The organism is Nocardia sp. NPDC004068, assembly GCF_042874315.1.
Taxonomy (GTDB): Bacteria; Actinomycetota; Actinomycetes; order Mycobacteriales; family Mycobacteriaceae; genus Nocardia.
Genome location: NZ_JBIAMW010000007.1, coordinates 310,787 through 329,652 on the forward strand (window position 1 = coordinate 310,787; position 18,866 = coordinate 329,652).

Sequence of the window (18,866 nt, forward strand, 5' to 3'; positions counted from 1 at the left end):
GAATTCACCGCTGCGCCCGTCCCGGGCCATCAACACGAACCGCTCCCGGACCGGCATCCGTTCCAGCGCCGCCAGCGCGCGCCGCCCGGATTCGGTCTGCCGCAACAACTCTCGGACCTGGTCCGGCGCCGCGTCCAGCGACCGTCCGACGCCCTCCCACTCCGGCTGTCCCAGCCGCTCGGCCGCCTCCCGCGCCAGCCGATCGCGCGTGGCGTCGTCGACCCGATCGATCGGATTGCCGTCCCGGTCGAACAGGATCGCCTCGGTGCCGCGCACATCCCGTCCGAGAACCGACAGATCCTCGTGTGGCCGGAGATTCCCCGGATCCCGCACCACGATCCGGCCGTCCTCGTTGACGAGCAGATAGGCGTGCCCGCCGACGCCGTGTTCGTCGCGCGGCCCGCGATACGTGTCGACGACCAGCGCCGCGGCCCCGTCCCCCAGCTCCCGTAGTCGTTCCGCGACAACCCCGTGATCGGCGTACTCCCGCAACCGCCCACCCGCGGCGGCCACCAGCTCCTCCCGCGCCATCCCCTCGACACCGACCACGCGCTCCGGCAATCGGATTCCGCTGTCGTCCCCGAACATGCGTCGCAGTTCGCGCAGCGACAGCTCGCCACACCGCCCCTGCTCCACGACCTCACGCACCCGGGCATCCACCTCGCGCGCGGCGATGTGCTCACCACCGCGCACCGAATCCGCCTCGCCCCCAGGGTGTTCCGTGCGCGGCACCGGATTCGACCCGTCTCGCACCGGCGTCTCCGCGGCGCGCGGCGTCGCCCCCGCGCCGTCATCGGCACGCGACGCCCGCAGAGAAACCGGCGAATCCCGTTCGGCGAACCCACCGAACGTCTTCTCCCGCACCGGCTCGCCGGTCGACCGACCGGGCCCGTCCTCCCACGGCGGCCGCGTCACCTCGGCCTGCGCCAGGCGCGTGGGCCGCTCCGGGGCCGACCCGATCCGGCGGTCGTGGAACTCGCCCTGCGCGGGGGGCTTCGAACCTGCCGGGGGTGGATTGTCGTGAGGGCGGGGATCCGAACTCCCGGAATCCTGCGCCCTGCTCGCCGAGGGCCGATCGCCGGGCGCACGGGGCTCCGAACCCGCCGAGCGCGAATTGTCGTGCGGGCGGGGCTCCGAACCGGCCAGGCGCGAATCGTCGTGCGGGCGGGGCGTGGAGCCGTCGGGGGCCGCATTCGTTCGGTGTCTGGGTGCGGGTGGGGTGTCGGGGCGGGCGTGGGTCTCGATCCGGGAGAGGCGGTCGAGGATGAGGTCGTGCCAGCGGTCGCGGCCGCGGGCGGCGAATTCGGGGCGGAGGGATTCGACGCGGGTGCGCACCCACTCGACCTGGGAGCGGGTGAGGTCGTGGTCGATGAATTCCACCGAGTTGCCTCGCGCGCGCAGGAAGCGTTCCGCGAAGCGGCTCACCATGGCCGGGGTCAGCGCGTTGGTTTCGAAGGCGAGGTGGTGGTTGCTCCAGGTCAGTTTGCCGTCGGGTTCGGTCACCAGGCGTTCGTCGCCGCGCAGGCCGATCAGGGCGTCGTGCAGGCCGGTTCCGACGCCGCCGAATCCGGAGCGTGCCAGTTCCCCGGCGAGTTTGGCCGAAACGAGTTGCAGATACACGGTGTTGCCATCGGCGTACGCGTGCGGCATGTCGAGGCCGAACGCGCGACCCAGATGGGCGGACAGCACCTCGGAGTCGGCGTAGCGCGAGTTGAGCATCGTCTTGCGGATGAACTGCTCACCGTTGTGAAAGGTGACCAGTTCGGCCCGGCGCACACCTTGGACGGGCGTGTTCTCGCCCAGCGGTTCGACCGTGCGCACCCCGGAGTCGATCGCGGGCCGGAAGGTGTCCTCCATGCCGCGCACGCCGTGGGCCTCGTCCCAGGCCCGGCCGTAGCGGTCGCGATAGGTTTCGCCGTGCGGCGCATGGGCTTCCACCTCGGGCCGTAGGGCCGCCAGCCCCGCCTCGTTGGCGAGCCGGTCCAGCACCGGCCGCAAGCGCTCGGGAATCGGTTCGCCGAGCCGCTCGACCGTCTCGGCGCGAGCGCGATAGAACGCCTCGGTGTAGGCGTGCGTGCCGACCGGCTCGGGCACCGGATGACCGGCGGCCCGAAGTTGCAGCGCCGCAACGATTTCCATGGCGTGCGCCCGGGTCTCCTCGTCGAGCATCCGGTTGACGTAGTCCGAGCGCCGCAACGCCGACCGTTCCTGCGGCGTGACCCGGTCGTGCGCGCCGAGCGGTGTCTCGTGCCCGGCGGTGGCCGCGGCGTGAATGGCGTGATGGACCAGCGCCGCCATGTGTTCGGCGTCGGACAGGCCCGCGTCCAGCACCAATCGATTGCGGTAGGGCTGGTAGCCCTGTTCCGCCGGGTCGGCGGTGTGGGTGATCTCGACATCGCGCAACATGTCGACGGCCCACTTGCCAACGGGAGTCGCGGCGAGATCCGCGCGGATTCCGGCGAGGCGCTCGGTCGTCGCCTTACCCGCCGCGTCCATCGGGACCACCGGCAGGGGATGTTCGATCGGGTCGGACGGCGTCGTGACGCGCATGATCTCGACCCGGCCCGAATCGTCGATCGTCGTCTGGAGGTATTCCACTCGGTCCGTGCCGATTCGGGCGATCTCCTCGGCCACGCGCGGATGCGCCATGGCCTCCTCGTGTCCGCCGCGCCGGGCGATCACCACCAGCCGCTCCGGTGGGCCCGGGACCAGTACCGCGTGATCGGAGACGCGGGTGCCGCCCTGCAGGCGGGCGATCGTGTCGACCTGATCGGATGCGGCCAGCTCGTGCATCCGGTCGGACATGGTGCGGGCGCGGGCCTCCAGATTGTTCGTGTGGTCGGCCAGATCCGACAGTTCGCGCAGCCGGTGTTGTTCGCGCCGTAGTTCCGGCACCTGCTCGGGCGCGGTGGCGGGGTCGGCGAGCCGGGTGTCGAGGTCGGCCAGACGCTGCCGCACCTGGTCGTGAATCTCGTGTGTCGCGCCGATCTGGATGCCGTTGTCCGCGCACAACCCGCCCAGCCGGGCGAAGGCCTCGAGGAACCGCGAGTCGACGTGGAAGTGCGCCAGCGCCTCGGTGCGCAACCGCTGGGACACCTCGGGCGACATCGTCTGGTAGTGCACGGTCGACGTATGGCCTTGCAGCGCATGCCAATCGGCCTCGTAGCGATCGGTGTAGCTCCGGCCGTCATTGCCCTTGAAGGTGGCGATCTCGGCCTGCGCGGCGCGGAAACCGGCGTCGTGCGCCTGTTCGTGGATCTGCGCTTCGGTCAAGCCGGGCGACTGGCCGCGCAGCCGGTCGGCGGTATCGCGATAGGCGTTGTCGTAGGCCAGTTCGCCCGACTGCGGTCCGATCTCGTAACCGAGCGCGCGCAGCTGTTTGGCGAGTTGGCCCTCCCGCACGAAACATTCGGTCTCCTCGATGAGCGTTTCGCGCAGGTACTCCTCGCGCGTCATCGTGTGGGCGCGGCCGTGCGCGGTGCGGCCGTCGACGAAGTGCTCCGCGTGCACGAGTTCGTGGGCCAGGGTCAGGGCCTGTTGCAGGTGGTTGTTGCCCCGGGAGAGCACGACCATCTCGCGGTTGTGGCTGTCGAAGTATCCGGCCCGGACGCCGTCGCCGCCCTCGCTGTCGAAATGGTCGCGCACGGGCAGCCGATCCAGCGCCTCGAGCGTGCGGCGTCCGATCTCGGTCTGCCGCAGGATCTCTCGGACCTGATCCGACGGGGCATCCAAGGCGTTCCCGATCCGGCCCGCGGCCTCGGGATCGAAACGGTCCTGCGCCAGCAGGGCACGCTCGGGTTCGGCGAGGGGTTCGACGGCGTGGCCCTCGTGGTCGAAGACGACGGCGTGCGGGCGGCCCTCCAGTTCGTGCGGTACGCGGGGCGGGAAGCCGTGCTGTTCGCCGGTGGACGGATCGCGGACGACGATCTCGCCGCCCTCGTTGACCAGCAGATAGGCGTGGGAGCCGACGCCGTGCTCATCGGCGTGGCCGCGGTAGGTGTCGACGACGAGGGCCGCGGAACCGTCACCGCGGGCGAGCAGTTCATCGGCCATCGATTGGTGGTCTGGAAACGACCGCAGCGCACCGCCCGCGGCCGCGATGAGTTCGTCCTCGCTGACGCCACGCTCGTCGACGACGCGGTTGGGCATGCGAATGTCGGTGTCGTCGCCGTGCATACGCAGGAGTTCGGCCAAGGCGAGGGCCGCGCATCGACCACCCGGATGCGGGGTGACACCGAAACCGCCTCGGTCGCCGAGGATTTCGAGGATCATGCGGCCGGATTCGCTCTCCGACAGCAGTTCCCGGATCTCACGGAGCCGGGTGGGGTCGCCGTCGGGGCCCAGGGCGTGCAGTACCTCGCGGCCGAATTCCGTCTCGCGCAGGATGGCGCGGACCTGATCGGCCCGGCGGGTGAGCTGGTCGCCGAGTTCGTGAGCCTTGGTCGCGGATTCGGCGCCCTGCCGCATCAGGTATTCGCGCGCTCGGTTGCCGATGCGGTCGACCGGGCGGCCCCGGTGGTCGAGCACGATCGCCTGGGTCCGGCCGAGTTCGTGCGGCACGCGCGGGGGGAAGCCGTGTTCCGCGCCGTGGGCCAGGTCGTGGACCACGATCCGGTCGCCCTCGCGCACCAGGAGGTAGGCGTGCGCACCCACACCGTACCGATCCCGCGGGCCGCGATAGGTGTCCACCACGAGAGCGGAGGCGCCGTCCTTCATCGACCGCAGCACATCCGCGATCTCGGCGTGTCCCCCGCCGAAGTCGCGCAGCCGACCGCCGGTCGCGGCGACCAGTTCGCCGGTGCTCATACCCTCGGCGCCGACCTCGCGATCGGGGAGCCGGAAGTCGCGATCCGGGAAGCGGTTCCGCAGTTCCTCGATCGATAGCACGCCGCATTGGGCGCTGTCGTCGGCCTTGCGGGTCGAGGAATCCTCGCCGTCGGCGCGACGGGTGGGATTCGGCCGTGTGGAGGAATCCTCGCCGTCAGCGCGACGGGTGGGATTTGGCCGTGTGGAACCGTCGCCCGCCTCGTTTCGGGACGGGCGGCTGTGCGGCTGTGCCTCGTCGTGCGCGTGGAGGGGGGCGACGCCTACCAGGGCCGGGTCGTCTTCTCCCGCATGGCGGTTCGGTGTCGGGTCGTCGTCCTCGTGGGCTCGCGGACGCTCGGCGTCGCGGTCCGGCGCGTCCGCGTCCGCGCGGCGGTGGCCCTCCTCGTAGGGACGGAGGGGTTCGTGCCCATCCTCGCTTCGATCATGTTGCGCGGCAGAGTCTTCGACGCGATCTCGATCGGGCCTGAGATCCGCTCGCTCGTTCCCCGCCCGTTCCGACGTTTCACCGTCGCGTATGGGACGGCCGTCCGCGTCACCGTCCCGCTCCCCACGCTGATACGGCTCATGACCGACGCCCCGATCCCCCAGCGTGTCCGCGTCTCCCACATGCCGAGGGCTCCCCTCCGCCCCATGCTCGCTCCGGCCCTGCGGCTCATCGGGATTGGCTCGATCACGGTGCGCGGCCTCGTCCTCATCGCGTGCCGGGCGGGTCGCATCCGCGTCGTCCTTGTCGCGAGCCGGGCGTGTTCCGTCAGCATCGTCACCATGACGGGCGGGGCGTGTGCCGTCCGCATCGTCACCATCACGAGCTGGGCGTACACGGTCCGGATCGTCGCCATCACGAGCGAGGCGTCCGCCGTCCGCATCGTCCTTATCTCGAGCTGGGCGTACACGGTCTGAATCATCGCCATCACGAGCGAGGCGTGTGCCGTCCGCATCGTCACCATCACGCGACGAACGCGCCGCATTCGCGTCGTCGGCATCGCGAGCGGGGCGCGCCCGGTCCGCATCGTCCCCATCGCGAGTCGGGTGCGACGCGTCCACGTCGTCGTCGCGACGAGGGCGTGATGGATTCGCATCGTCTTCGTCGCGGATCGGCCGATCCTCGGCTTCTCGGGTTCTATCGCTCGCGCGGCCCTGGTCGGCGTCTTTCGAGCGGGCCTCGAAGGCGCGCGGCTCCTCCCTGGTGCCCGCGCGACTTCGGTCGGGGGCCGAGCGTGTGTCCTCGTCCGCTCGGGGCGTGGTGACGTCGGTGCGGGCTTTGGGGCCGTCCGGGGCGGGCTTGGCGCGGTCGGGGGTGGGTTTCTCGTTCGGGAGTCCGGCGCGGTCGCTGGGTGGGGCGGCGCGGTCGGGTGCTGTCGCGCGGGGTTTCTCCGCTGTAGGGGTGGGATCCGTGCGTGCGGCGGGCTTTTCGGGTACTCCCGCACCGTCTTGGCGAGACGTCGTAGCCGTGTCGGCAGCGCGGGCCTGGAGGCGTTCGCCCGGGTCGGTCGTTGCGCGGGTCGCGGCGCGGGGGGATTCCGAACCGGTGGAGTCGGCGCGTAGCCGGGAGGCCGAATCCTGGAGTGCGCGAGAGGTATTCGGATCCGCGACGCCCGCGCGGGTGGGGGTGGTGGAGCGCTCCGCGCCCGGGCGCGCGTCGGAGGAGCGGGATTCGCTCCCGGCGGAGCGGGAGGTGTCACTCGTTGACGCGCTGGAATCCGAACGCGTGGACGAGGCGACGGCGTCCGAGCGGGCCGGGGATGCGGCGTCCGAGCGCATCTGCGACGCGCCGGAGTCCGAACGTGCGGGAGCGGCGGAATTGGACTGTGCCGCGGGCGAGTCGGCGCGTGCCGGAGCGGTGGTATGCGACTGTGCCGCAGCGGAATCCGAGCGAGTGGGTGTGCTGGCCGAAGAAGCGCTGCCGTCGGTGGCGGCGGCTGCCCCTGCGGGACGGGTGTCGGTCGATGTTGTTTGCTCATGCGGGACACCGGCCTGCGGCCGCATGGTTTCCGTTGTGCCCGAAGGGCTTTCGGTCCGAGTGAGGCCGCCCTCGGTCTGGACCTTGGGCGTGGAGCCGTCCCCCGCGACCGGACGGGACGAGGTATCGGTTCCGGCCGGACGCACCGCGGTGCCGTCGTGCGAGTCCGCGATGCTTGCCCGAGGAGACGAACCGGTACGCTCGCCATCCGGGGAAAGCGTTGTGCCGGAATCGGTTCGGGATGGCACACCGCCCCCTCGCACGCCACCGTCGGTGCCGCCCGGAGCGCTCTCCGCGTCGACCCGTGGCTCCGCGAAACTCGTCGTCCCCACTCGCGCGGCGGCGGGGTCTGCGCCGACACCCGCTCCGCGCCCCCAGTTCGGTGAGGTTTCGTAGTGCCGGGTGATGGACCCCTTGAACATGCCGGTGATCGAGCCGCTGAGCACACCGCCGGTCAGCATGCGCGGATCGAATTCGGTCACACCGCGTTTCAGGTTCTCGACCGCGTAGTCCATGCCGTGTTCGGCGACGTCGAGGCCGAATTGCGTGCCCAGCCCGGCGGCCCATCCGACGCCGCCGCCGACCAGGCCGCCCGCCTTGGCGGTGATGATGTCCTTCAGCAGCGGACGCATGGCGACGTCGGCGAGCTTCTCCCCGACCAACTCGCCGAACTTGCCGCCCGCCGCGCCGCCGACGGCGGACGAGACCGTCGTGACCAGGAACCGATTCCAGTCGAAGCCGCCCTTGCGATGCCCCTGCAGGATCTGGATGGCCTGGATGGTCGCGTCCTGCCCGGCGCCGATGAGGGTGTTGATGAAGACATGGCGCAGAACGAAATTCAGGATGATCTTGGCGATCCGGTTGCGCACCCAGCCCAGGATTCGCTCGCGGACCTGCATCATGAACAGCCGGATCGCGAAGCGGGTGGCCGCGATCGCGGCGGCCTCCTCCGCGGGCGCGGTCGGCGGAAACGCCCACGCCGCGGCGATTTCGATGGCCAGCAGACCCAGCGACGACTCGACCATCCACTGCCCGGATTCGATCTCGTCGGCGGTGCTGTCCGCGCCCTCGGCGATGCTGTCGAAGTCGTGCGCCAGCCGCGCGACGGATCCGTTCTTCGGATCGTCGAGCGCGAGTCCCGGTGCGTCGCGCAGGGAGTCGAAGGCGGCGGCGATCTCGTCGCGCGCCTCACCGGCCGGATAGGCGTCCAGCGCCGCCTTCTTGGCGGCCTCGATATCCTTCTCGATCTCGCGGAATTCGGCCGCCGCCTCGCGCCACAACCGCGCGAGCTCGCGCATCTGGTCCGGGTCGCCGTTGGGCCACTCCGCCCCGGCTACCCAGCCGAGGCCGTCCATCAAGTCCATGGGCCGTCAGTCCCCGATTACCAACCGGAATCGGTGACACCCGGTTTGCCGTCGGTCCGGTCGCCGAAGATCTCCTGCACCGGCTTGGTGACGGGGGCACGTTCCTGGCCGGGCATCCGGTCGCGCAGATCCGGCATCCCGGGCACGAGGTCGGACAGTTTCGGCAGTCGGGCGCGCTGTTCCTCCAGCGGGGCCATCAACTCTCGGGCCTTGCGCCCGACGTCGGCCGTCGCCTCCTGCGCGGCCTCGACGACCGCGCGAGCGAGGTCCGCGTAGTCCAGATCCTCCACGTCGCGGCCGAATTTCAGATCGACCAGGACGCCGTCGGCGTTGACGGTCGCGGTAACCCTGTTGCGCCGCACCGATGCTCGCCCCACGAGCCGGAGGCGCTCGCGCTGCAACCGCGAGATGTTCTGCAGGGTCGACTCGATGTCCTCCCTGAGGTCCGGACGACTACCCGGACCGAGCGCTCCGGTCATCGCCGCCTACTTCCGCGTCTCGAAGCTCTGGCGGTTCTGGGCCTCGAGTTCGCTGCGCACCTTGTCGCCGGTCTTGCTCTGGCCGTCGGCGAGGTTCTCGATGCTCTTGGTCATGCCCTCGCCGCCGACGATGCCCTTGCCGACGTTCGCCTTGGTCGTCACGTAACCGTTGCCGCCGTCGCCCTCGGCGAATTGCCTTCCGGTTCGGTCGGTTCCCCACGGCGTGCCCAATGCGGTGAGCCCGGTGTCGAGCTTCTGCCAGACCTCGCTGATCCGATCGGCCACGTGCTGTGTCTTTCCGGCAGCCTTCTTGAAGGACTCCGGGTCGATCTCCCATTTCTGGGTCCCCATCACGCACCCCTCTCCTGCACTCCGGCCCGGGAAGCGCGCACCCCGAGTCGACAACCGGGCGAACCCGACTGGGCCGATTCTGTCATCCCAACGGACGGAGCAGAATTGGTTACCAGTTGTGAAAGCCAAAGGAAATGTTAAGTATTCGCCCCAGGTACGAGGCGAGCAAGCCTTCGTGGGTTCCTACTCCAGTGAAGCACAGAACGTGCCGCCGGACAACGGCACGATGGAACGGTCAGTGCGTGGGGTGTTCGGCCTCGGGCAGCAACTCGGCGAGCTCGGCGGTGTCGCGTTCGAGATAGCGCGCCACATACCGGTCGACCAGTTCGGCGGCCACCCGGCCGGGCGCGACCCGGGCCTCGGTGAGCCGCGAGGTCAGTTCGGCCACATCGGCGGTGGTGCGCTCGGACTGCTGGAACGACTGCCACGCCGTGCGCTCGAACAGGTCCACGAACCGTCGCGCGATGCGGTCGCAGTCGGCCGCCAGCCGCTCCAGCTCGTCCAGCACCTGAGCCTGCGGCAAACCCGCGGCGGCCAATTGATCGGCCACCCCTACGATCTGGCGATCCACCACGCGGTAGGTGGACGCGTCGACCGGTTCGTACATGCCCGCGGTGATCACGCGGGCCAGCCCGTTCGGCACGTCGCGATAGCGCTGCGCGAGTTCCGTTGCGGCGACGGTGATCTCACCGACACCGCGACCCTTCTCGGCCGTGAACACGAAATCGGTGCGCGGCTCGTCGGCGGGCGCCGCGGCGCCTTCGTGCTCGCCGACGCCCAGGATGTCGCCGAGATCGTCGCCACGATCCCAGGCTTCCAGCAACTCCCGGATGCCGTTCAGCTTGATGCCGCGATCGAGCAGCCGACTGATGGTCCGGACCCGGTTGAGGTGCTCGGGCCCGTAGAACCCGGTGCGCCCCTTGACCTGTGGCGGCGGCAGCACGCCGCGCTCGTGGTAGACCCGCACGCTGCGCACGGTGGTTCCGGCCTCGCGTGCCAGCTCGTCGATCGTGAACTCCGCACCCGCTGACATACCTCAAGGAAACCACACCGCAACATGCCCGGCTCCGGTCCGCGAGCGCGTGACGACGGTCGAAACATGAGATGACAACCGTGCACAGGTATTGAACGTGCCGTTAAGTAGCGGTACGTTATTCACCGATATGATCGCCATCACATGAAAGGCCATCGTCATGACCACAGTTCGACCGCCCGCGGCGGAGGAGCACTCCGCGGCCCCCGGCTTGCATGCGGAGGACGCCGGCTACCACAAGGCCCTGCGGCCGCGTCAGTTGCAGATGATCGCGATCGGCGGCGCGATCGGCACCGGGTTGTTCCTGGGCGCGGGCGGTCGTCTCAAAGACGCCGGAGCCGGCCTGTTCCTGGCGTACGCGGTCTGCGGCATCTTCGTGTTCTTCATCCTGCGTGCCCTCGGCGAGCTGGTTCTGCACCGCCCGTCCTCGGGTTCGTTCGTGTCCTACGCTCGCGAGTTCTACGGCGAGAAGCTGGCTTTCGGCGTCGGCTGGATGTACTTCTTCCACTGGTGTATGACCGGCATCGTCGACATCACCGCGATCGCCACCTATGTGCACTACTGGGGTTCGCTGCAGGTCATTCCGCAATGGGCGATCGCGCTCATCGCGCTGGTGCTGGTGGTCTCCATCAACATGGTGTCGGTGCGGTGGTTCGGCGAGATGGAGTTCTGGGCCGCCCTGATCAAGGTCGTCGCGCTGGTCAGCTTCCTGGTCGTCGGCACGATCTTCCTCGCGGGCCGCTTCACGATCCAGGGGCAGAGCACCGGCTTCAGTGTTATCTCCCAGCACGGCGGGCTGTTGCCCAACGGCATGATTCCGCTGGTGCTGTGCACCACGGGCGTCATCTTCGCCTATGCCGCAGTCGAATTGATCGGCACCGCCGCCGGTGAGGCGGAGAACCCGGCCAAGATCATGCCGCGCGCGATCAACTCCGTCATCGCCCGCATCGCGTTGTTCTACGTCGGTTCGCTGGTGCTGCTCGCGCTGCTGCTGCCCTACACCGCCTTCAAGTCCGGCGAGAGCCCGTTCGTGACGTTCTTCTCCAAGCTGGGCGTCGAGGGCGCGGGCACGATCATGAACCTGGTGGTGCTGACCGCCGCGTTCTCGAGCCTCAACGCCGGTCTGTACTCCACAGGCCGCATCCTGCGCTCCATGTCGATGAACGGCAGCGCCCCGGCCATCGCGTCGCGGATGTCCAGTCGCGGTGTGCCTTACGTCGGCATTCTCGCCACCGGCACCATCGCCCTGGTCGGCGTCGGGCTCAACGCCGTGGTCCCGGAGAAGGCGTTCGAGATCGTGCTGAACATGTCGGCCCTGGGCACCATCACGGCGTGGGCGGCGATCGTGCTCTGCCAGCTCAAGTTGTGGCAGTGGGCGCGCGAGGGCCGGCTGGAGCGGCCGTCGTTCCGCCTGATCGGCGCGCCGTACACGGGCATCGCGACGCTGGTGTTCCTCGTGGCTGTGGTGGTGCTGATGTTGTTCAGCAACAGCGATGTTCAGCGCGGCGCCGTCATCGCCATGCTGGTGATCATGCTGCCGGCCCTGGTCGGCGGCTGGTTCCTGGCGCGGCGGCGGGTGCTGCGGATCGCGGCCGAGCGCGAGGGCTACACCGGTCAGTTCCCGGTGCTGGCCGAGCGGCCGATGGAACATCGCGAACTGCACCACACCGATCCCACCGACGGCGCCACCGACGATGGGGCACAATCGCGATGAAACGCGGCCGATCGCTCCGCGACACGGACACCCACCCGTGTCGCGGAGCGTTTCGGAAGGGCAACGGATTCGTGGGTCTGAGAGGGGCTATGTCGGAACACTCCAGTGCGTCCGAGCAGCCACGCCCACAGACCTGGGCGACGCGGCGGATGCGGGAGCCCGAGCCGAACGGCAACTCGCCGACCTGGGCGGGGCGCCGCGCGGCCTCCGACACTCGATCGTGGGTGGTGGAGGTCAGCGAACCGACCGCGGCCGACGGCGATCCGGGATCGGGCGCCAGCGTTCGTTCCCGGCCCAGCGTGCGCCGATTGGGCGCGGGCCTGGTCACGTTGCCGCGGATCGCGCCCGTCGACCCCGCCGCCGCGATGCTCGCCGATCCGCTGGTTCCCGAGGCGAAGCGGTTCTGCTGGAAGTGCGGCAAGCCGGTCGGCCGCTCGGCCGACGGCGAGCCCGGCCCCACCTCGGGCCGCTGCGGAAACTGCGGCTCGCCGTTCAACTTTCGGCCCCTGCTCGATCACGGCGAACTGGTGGCGGGACAGTACGAGGTGCAGGGGTGTCTGGCCTACGGCGGGATGGGCTGGATCTACCTGGCCCGCGATCGCAATGTCAGCGACCGCTGGGTGGTGTTGAAGGGCCTGCAGAATCCGATGGATTTCGAGGCCCATGTCGTCGCGCTCGCCGAACGCCAATTCCTTTCGGAGATGACGCATCCCGGCATCGTCAAGATCTTCAACTTCGTCAAGCACCGCACCCCCGACGGTGTCCAGGCCGGGTACATCGTCATGGAGTACCTGAGCGGGAGCTCGCTCAAGACGATGCTGGATCGCCGTGCGCCGGAACGGCTTTCGGTATCCGAGGCGATCACCTATGTGATGGAGGTGCTGCCCGCGCTGGATTATCTGCACTCGTTCGGGCTGGCCTACAACGACCTCAAGCCCGACAACATCATGATCGGGGAAGACGAGGTCAAGCTCATCGATCTCGGTGCGGTCGCGGCGCGCGAGTCCGGCGGCAATTTGTACGGCACACCCGGCTACCAGGCCCCGGAGTTCACCCGGACCGGGCCGACCATCGCGTCCGACATCTACACCGTGGGCCGCACCCTGGCGGCGCTGACCTTGGATCTGCCCACCGACGCGCACGGGCACAAGCTGCCCGGCATCCCGGACGACGATCCGGTCCTGACCAAGCATCCGACGTTCCGGCGGCTGCTGGTGCGCGCCACGGATTCCGATCCGACACACCGGTTTCCGTCCGCTTACGCGATGTATCGCCAGTTGTCCGGGGTATTGCGGGCGGTGCTGGCCGAGGAGTCCGGGCGCGAATATCCACAGGTGTCCTCGGTGTTCGGCGCGCCGCGCGGTGAGTTCGGGATCGACACGCTGGTGCGCCGGACCGATGGCCTGGTCGACGGCCGCCATCGCGAGCTGGTGCTGGACGCGCCGAGTGTGGTTGCGGCGCTACCGGTTCCGCTCATCGATCCCGAGGATCCGAGCGCGGAGTTGCTGTCGCCGCTGTTGCACGGCGATCCGCGCCTGGCCCTGGACACCCTGCGGCAGAGCGGTGAGAGTATGCGGGCGGGCACGATCGACGAACCCGCCACCTTCGCGCTCGAGAGCGCCCTCACCGCCGCCCGCGCCCATCTCGACCTGCGCGAAACCGACGCCGCCCGCGCGAGGTTGGCCGCGCTCGCCGACGGCTATCGCACCGATTGGCGCGTCGACTGGTATGTCGCGATCGCCGAGCTCGCCAGTGGCAACTACGAAAAGGCCTACAACCGTTTCGATCTCGTGCACGGCCGGGTTCCCGGCGAGATCGCCCCGCAGCTGGCGCTCGCCGCCACCTCCGAGTTGCTGATCCAAACCCTCGACGAACCCGAGGACCTCGAGCTGTGGTGCGAATCGGCCACCCAGTACTACCGCGCGGTCTGGCGCACCAACCGCGGCATCACCAGCGCCGCCTTCGGCCTCGCCCGACGGCTCGCCGCCGACGGCGACACCGCCACCGCGGTCGCGACGCTCGAACAGGTCCCCCCGACCTCGCGCCACCACAACATGGCCGTCCTGACCGCCTGCCTCCTCCTGGTCTCCCGCTCCCCCGCCGACACCACCCAGGCCGACCTCGACCAGGCCGCCGCCCGCCTGCAAACCCTCCCCGACGAACCCCGCCTCCTCCAACTGGAGGCCATAGTCCTCGGCGCGGCCCTGAGCTGGCTCCGCGCCGGAGGCCACCCGACCTCCCCCACGGCCACCATCCTCACCGCCCCCTACACCGAACCGGGGCTACGCGAGGGCCTGGAATCCGTCCTTCGCGCCATCGCCCGCACCAGCCCCCACCGCCTCCAACGCTATGCCCTGGTGGATTTGGCCAATTCCCTACGCCCCCGCTCCTGGTGGTAGCCGCCCTGGGGATCGAGGCGCGCTGGCCGTAAAGCGTTCGCGCCCAACCGAATCAGCACGAGTTCAAACGAACCGACGCACCACGTCATTGACACCCGAGCCCACAAGTCGCACGGGGATCGGGACCGTCCGTCGAGGTTCCGTACGGGCGCGTCGTACCCAACCCGCACCGGTCGCTCACTAATGCAGCACTCGGGGACTGCTACTCGCAGCACATCACGAAAGCCAGCACGCGTCGCCCGCGATCGCCCGACCCCTGGCCCGCGACCAATGCACCACCAGCACAACTCACAAACAGGACCAACGCCCCCTACACCGAACCTCCCGACCTCACCAACCCGAATCGGTCGCCCGATGATTACGGTCGCGGTCGTGGTCGAACGCCTCGACGTCCGTGAAGCGCATACTGCCGTCGGAGGTGGGGCGGCGGCGGGGTGGGTCGATCGACGCGCGCGGGGGTTCCGGGAGGGAGAGGTCGGGCATGCCCTCTACCAGTTCGGTCAGTTTGGGTAGGCGGGCGCGTTGGTCTTGCAAGGGGGCGAAGAGGTCTCGGGTTTTGCGGGCCACTTCGGCGGACGCCTGTTGGGCGGCTTCGGTGATGGCCTTGGCTATTTCGGGGTAGGTGAGGTCCTCGATGTCGGGGCCGAAGGTGGTGTCGATGATGGTGTTGTCGGCGTTCACGGTGACGGTCACGCGCTTGCGGACCGTCGCGCTGGCGACGAGTTCGGCGCGTTCCATTTGCAGGCGCGCGATGGTGCGCAGCTGTTCCTGTACGTCATCGATGATTCCGGCCAGATCGGCCCTGCTCGCTCGTTCATTGGTCATGCGACGGTCACTTCCGTTCCCTTGCCTGTCCGACGACCATGGCAGCCGAGTTCGAATCTATTGTTAAGGGAATGTGAATGCCCGCTGCCGTGACAGTTGCGCGCAAACCACCGGACATAGTCGGCGACAAGGTTTTTCAGCTTGCGCCGCTGGTCGAGAACAGAAGCGAACAATCGGTTCATCGAACATGAACAGTGGATGATCTACACCCGAGCTGAAAGGATGGACCACCGTGCGGGTACTGGTGCAGCGAGTGACGTCGGCGCGGGTGCGCGTCGGCGACGAGATCGTCGGCAGTATCGATCCGAGCCAGAGCGGCGCGCCGCACGGCCTGCTCGCGTTGGTGGGCGTCACCCATTCCGATACCGAGGCGACCGCGAAAGCCTTGGCGGACAAGACATTCCGGTTGCGCGTTCTCGACGGGGAGCGGTCCGCGGCCGATCTGGGGGCGCCGATCCTGGTGGTCAGTCAGTTCACCCTCTACGCCGACACCGCCAAGGGCCGGCGGCCCTCCTGGTCGGCGGCCGCGCCGGGTCCGGTCGCCGAGCCGCTGGTGGATCGCTTCGCGCAGACCCTGCGCGAACTCGGCGCCACCGTCGCGACGGGAAGATTCGGCGCGCATATGCGCATCGAACTGGTCAATGACGGGCCGGTGACCCTCCTGCTCGAGGCGTGAGGAGTTCAGCTCTGCGCGAACGGTCTCGGCGAACAGATCAATTCATTGTGAAATCTCCAGCGCGAGCGGCAAAGCCGCCGTACCGTACTCCACACCCGGCTACCGTTCGGTCCGCCCGCCTCGCAGCACGCCGGGACGGGGAGGAAAAGGAGACCATCATGACCAAGCGCCGCGGCCCTGCGGCTCCCGAAATCCATGAAATATTGGACTATTTCGGCAAGTGCCCCGAATGCGGTTATCCCGCACGGGCATCCATGTCCGCCCAGGACACCACCATGGTCCACGCCTCGTGCGACCGCCCCTGCGGCTGGACCGGCACCGTCCCCCTCACCACCATGACCGGCCGCAACGGACGCACCCGCACGGCCTGACCCAGCCGCACCCCTTGTTCACACACGCACACCTTCCAGGGCACTGAAGGGGGTGCGGATCCGAATAGAGGGTGCGGCTGGGTGGGAGTGCTATTCGGGGCGGGGGGTGAGGATTCGGGGGCCTTGTTCGGTTACCGCTACCGTGTGTTCCCAGTGGGCGGCTCGGCTGCCGTCTTCCGTGACGACCGTCCAGTCGTCGGCCAGGATGCGGGTTTGGGTGGTGCCGAGCGTCAGCATGGGTTCGATCGCCAGGACCGAGCCGACGACCAGCTTCGGGCCGCGGCCCGGGTCGCCCTCGTTGGCGAGGAAGGGGTCCATGTGCATCTGGCGGCCGATGCCGTGGCCGCCGTAGCCGTCGACGATGCCGTAGGCACGGCCGTGGTCGCGTTCGGCGGCGCGGGTCCCCAGCTCGATGGCGTGGGAGACGTCGGTGAGCCGGTTACCGGGCAGCATCGCCTCGATACCGGCCTCCATCGACAGTCGCGTGGCCTCGCTGAGCAGGCGGTCCGCCTCGATGAGGGTCCCGATGCCGAACGTCCACGCCGAATCGCCGTGCCAGCCGTCGAGGATCGCGCCGCAGTCGATCGATACCAGATCGCCGTCGGCGAGCACCTCGTCGGCGGACGGAATCCCGTGCACCACACGGTCGTTCACCGACGAGCAGATCGACCCGGGGAATCCGTGGTAGCCCTTGAACGACGGAACCGCACCGGCGTCGCGGATGACCTGTTCGGCGATCTCGTCCAACTCGAGCGTCGAGACGCCCGGCTTGGCCGCGGTGCGCACCGCGACCAGGGCCTGGCCGACGATCGCGCCGGCCGCGGCCATGGCGTCGAGTTCCCCGGCGGTGCGGAACGGCACCACCTTCTTGTTCTTGCGGCCGAAGACCATTCCGTCAGCGACCCAGGGCCCGCAGGATGCGCTCGTTCACTTCCTCGACCGAGCCCACGCCGTCGACGGAGACGACCGAACCGTCGTAGTGATCGAGCAGCGGCTCGGTCTCCTCGCGGTAGACGCGCAGCCGGTTGCGGATGACGCCCTCGTTGTCGTCGTCGCGGCCGCGGCCCAGCATGCGCTGCACCACGACGTCCTCGGGCACGACGATGCTGACCACGCCGGCGAGCTCGCCGCCGGACTCCTTGAGCATCTTCTCCAGCGCCTCGGCCTGGTCGACCGTGCGCGGGTAGCCGTCGAGGACGAAGCCGTTGGCGGCGTCCGGCTCCCCGATGCGCGACTCCACCATGCGGTTGGTCACGTCGCTGGGCACCAGATTGCCCGCGTCCAGGTACTTCTGCGCCTCACGACCCAGCGGGGTCTGCTGAGAGATGTTCGCGCGGAAGAGGTTCCCGGTGGAGATGTGCGGAACACCCAGCTTGTCCGACAGCAGTTCAGCCTGCGTGCCCTTGCCGGCACCCGGCGGTCCGAGCAGTACGAGTCTCACTTGAGGAACCCTTCGTAATTTCTGTTCATCAATTGGCTCTCGATCTGTTTGACCGTATCGAGGCCCACGCTCACCACGATCAGCACCGAGGTGCCGCCGAAGGGCAGGAAGTTGGACCCTCCGGCCGCGCCGATGTGCAGGAACACATTCGGCAGCACGGCCACCAGACCCAGGTAGAGCGAACCCGGCAGGGTGATGCGGCTCAGGACGTATTGCAGATAGTCCGCGGTGGGCTTGCCCGGGCGGTACCCGGGGATGAACCCGCCGAACTTCTTCATCTCGTCCGCGCGTTCCTCCGGATTGAACGTGATCGCCACATAGAAGTAGGTGAAGAACACGATCAACGCGAAGTAGATCGCCACATAGACCGGGTTACCAGGGTTGACCAAGTATTTCTGGATGATCTCCTGCCACCAGCTGCCCTTGCCGCCGGAGGTGTTCTGCGTCAACTGGGCGACCAGGTTCGGCAGATACAGCAGCGAGGACGCGAAGATCACGGGAATCACGCCCGCCTGGTTGACCTTCAACGGCAGATAGGTCGACGAGCCGCCGTACATCTTGCGGCCCACCACACGTTTGGCGTATTGCACCGGGATCCGGCGCTGACCCTGTTCGACGAAGATCACCGCCACGATGACCAGCAGCGCCGCGAAGCAGACCAGGCCGAAGATCAACCCGCCCTTGCTGTCGAGAATCTGCTTGCCCTCACTGGGAATTCGCGCCGCGATACCCGCGAAGATCAACAGCGACATGCCGTTTCCGACGCCGCGCTCGGTGATCTGCTCGCCGAACCACATGACCAGCGAGGCACCGGCGGTCATCACCAGCACGATGATGATCATGCCGAAAACGCTTGTGTCCGCGAGGATGTCCTGCGGGCAGCTCGGCATCAGCTGCTTGCGCGCGGCGAGCGCCACCAGACCGGTCGCCTGCAGCACCGCCAGCGCGATCGCGAGATACCGCGTGTACTGCGTCATCTTGGTCTGGCCGGACTGGCCTTCCTTGCGCAGTTCCTCGAAACGCGGAATCACCACGGTGAGCAGCTGGATGATGATGCTCGCGGTGATGTAGGGCATGATGCCGATCGCGAAAATCGACAGCTGCAGCAGCGCGCCACCGGAGAACAGGTTGATCAGTTGGTAGATGCCCGCGTTGTCACCGCCGGAGACGATGTCGACGCAGTGCCGGACCGCCTTGTAATCCACACCGGGCGACGGCAGTGTCGCACCGATGCGGTACAGCACGATCAGGCCCAGCGTGAAGAGAATCTTCCGCCGTAAGTCCGGGGTCCGGAAAGCCGATACGAAGGCGGAAAGCACAGATCCTCCTGGCTAACGACATGGGGCGATGGCAGACAACAATTGAACTCTAACAGCGGCGCCGGACGGGCTCTCACCCGTCCGGCGCCCACTGTCTATTGACCCTT

Annotated in this window: 12 protein-coding genes (1 of these 12 cut by a window edge); 4 read left to right on the top strand and 8 right to left on the bottom strand. The window is 68.6% G+C overall.

Going from position 1 to position 18,866, the window contains the following annotated elements; all coding sequences use genetic code 11:
- From ACFYTQ_RS20140 to ACFYTQ_RS20155, 4 genes are all read right to left on the bottom strand, one after another.
- On the bottom strand, window positions 1-8,151 hold the beginning of the coding sequence (locus ACFYTQ_RS20140) for a hypothetical protein (RefSeq protein ID WP_387362815.1). 23,910 nt of this gene lie to the left of the window's left edge; 8,151 of the gene's 32,061 nt are visible here — the first part of the coding sequence; the start codon lies at window positions 8,149-8,151; its stop codon lies beyond the left edge, outside the window.
- Between the two features lie 17 nt (window positions 8,152-8,168).
- Window positions 8,169-8,630: a YbaB/EbfC family nucleoid-associated protein gene (locus ACFYTQ_RS20145; RefSeq protein WP_387362817.1), complete on the bottom strand. Its 462-nt coding sequence runs from the start codon at window positions 8,628-8,630 to the stop codon at window positions 8,169-8,171.
- Between the two features lie 6 nt (window positions 8,631-8,636).
- On the bottom strand, window positions 8,637-8,984 hold the full coding sequence (locus ACFYTQ_RS20150; protein WP_387362819.1) for a hypothetical protein: 348 nt from the start codon (window positions 8,982-8,984) through the stop codon (window positions 8,637-8,639).
- A gap of 232 nt (window positions 8,985-9,216) precedes the next feature.
- A complete protein-coding gene (locus ACFYTQ_RS20155; protein ID WP_387362820.1) occupies window positions 9,217-10,014 on the bottom strand; it encodes a MerR family transcriptional regulator in 798 nt (265 codons plus the stop codon).
- A gap of 160 nt (window positions 10,015-10,174) precedes the next feature.
- Here ACFYTQ_RS20155 and ACFYTQ_RS20160 point away from each other — a divergent pair, with 160 nt between their 5' ends.
- Both ACFYTQ_RS20160 and ACFYTQ_RS20165 read left to right on the top strand, forming a co-directional pair.
- Entirely contained in the window at window positions 10,175-11,728 is a 1,554-nt protein-coding gene (locus ACFYTQ_RS20160) for an amino acid permease (protein WP_387362822.1), read from the top strand.
- A 149-nt stretch (window positions 11,729-11,877) separates the two neighbouring features.
- A complete protein-coding gene (locus tag ACFYTQ_RS20165; protein WP_387362824.1) occupies window positions 11,878-14,127 on the top strand; it encodes a tetratricopeptide repeat protein in 2,250 nt (749 codons plus the stop codon).
- A gap of 330 nt (window positions 14,128-14,457) precedes the next feature.
- Here the strand turns inward: ACFYTQ_RS20165 and ACFYTQ_RS20170 are convergent, their stop codons facing one another.
- Window positions 14,458-14,952, bottom strand: a complete 495-nt coding sequence (locus ACFYTQ_RS20170) for a YbaB/EbfC family nucleoid-associated protein (protein ID WP_387362826.1) — start codon at window positions 14,950-14,952, stop codon at window positions 14,458-14,460.
- Window positions 14,953-15,184: 232 nt separating this feature from the next.
- On the opposite strand from ACFYTQ_RS20170, the gene dtd reads away from it, so the two are divergent.
- Both dtd and ACFYTQ_RS20180 read left to right on the top strand, forming a co-directional pair.
- Window positions 15,185-15,628 carry a D-aminoacyl-tRNA deacylase gene (gene dtd, locus ACFYTQ_RS20175; protein WP_387362827.1) on the top strand — a complete coding sequence of 148 codons (444 nt, stop codon included), beginning with the start codon at window positions 15,185-15,187 and terminating at the stop codon, window positions 15,626-15,628.
- A 158-nt stretch (window positions 15,629-15,786) separates the two neighbouring features.
- Window positions 15,787-15,999 (top strand): hypothetical protein, encoded by a 213-nt coding sequence (locus ACFYTQ_RS20180; RefSeq protein WP_387362828.1) that lies wholly within the window; start codon window positions 15,787-15,789, stop codon window positions 15,997-15,999.
- Between the two features lie 90 nt (window positions 16,000-16,089).
- Here the strand turns inward: ACFYTQ_RS20180 and map are convergent, their stop codons facing one another.
- The 3 genes from map to secY are packed head-to-tail and all read right to left on the bottom strand — an operon-like array spanning window position 16,090 to window position 18,759.
- On the bottom strand, window positions 16,090-16,890 hold the full coding sequence (gene map / locus ACFYTQ_RS20185; RefSeq protein ID WP_387362829.1) for a type I methionyl aminopeptidase: 801 nt from the start codon (window positions 16,888-16,890) through the stop codon (window positions 16,090-16,092).
- Between the two features lie 4 nt (window positions 16,891-16,894).
- Window positions 16,895-17,440: an adenylate kinase gene (locus ACFYTQ_RS20190; protein ID WP_387362831.1), complete on the bottom strand. Its 546-nt coding sequence runs from the start codon at window positions 17,438-17,440 to the stop codon at window positions 16,895-16,897.
- On the bottom strand, window positions 17,437-18,759 hold the full coding sequence (gene secY / locus ACFYTQ_RS20195) for a preprotein translocase subunit SecY (RefSeq protein WP_387362833.1): 1,323 nt from the start codon (window positions 18,757-18,759) through the stop codon (window positions 17,437-17,439). Before secY ends, ACFYTQ_RS20190 begins: the two co-directional genes overlap by 4 nt.
- Between the last annotated feature and the right edge of the window lie 107 nt (window positions 18,760-18,866).

Bases quoted from the DNA above. Each gene is read 5' to 3' on its own strand.
- ACFYTQ_RS20145 (WP_387362817.1), bottom strand. From the start codon at position 8,630: ATGACCGGAGCGCTCGGTCCGGGTAGTCGTCCGGACCTCAGGGAGGAC.
- ACFYTQ_RS20155 (WP_387362820.1), bottom strand. From the start codon at position 10,014: ATGTCAGCGGGTGCGGAGTTCACGATCGACGAGCTGGCACGCGAGGCC.
- ACFYTQ_RS20165 (WP_387362824.1), top strand. From the start codon at position 11,878: ATGCGGGAGCCCGAGCCGAACGGCAACTCGCCGACCTGGGCGGGGCGC.
- map (WP_387362829.1), bottom strand. From the start codon at position 16,890: ATGGTCTTCGGCCGCAAGAACAAGAAGGTGGTGCCGTTCCGCACCGCC.
- ACFYTQ_RS20160 (WP_387362822.1), top strand. From the start codon at position 10,175: ATGACCACAGTTCGACCGCCCGCGGCGGAGGAGCACTCCGCGGCCCCC.
- ACFYTQ_RS20170 (WP_387362826.1), bottom strand. From the start codon at position 14,952: ATGACCAATGAACGAGCGAGCAGGGCCGATCTGGCCGGAATCATCGAT.
- ACFYTQ_RS20180 (WP_387362828.1), top strand. From the start codon at position 15,787: ATGACCAAGCGCCGCGGCCCTGCGGCTCCCGAAATCCATGAAATATTG.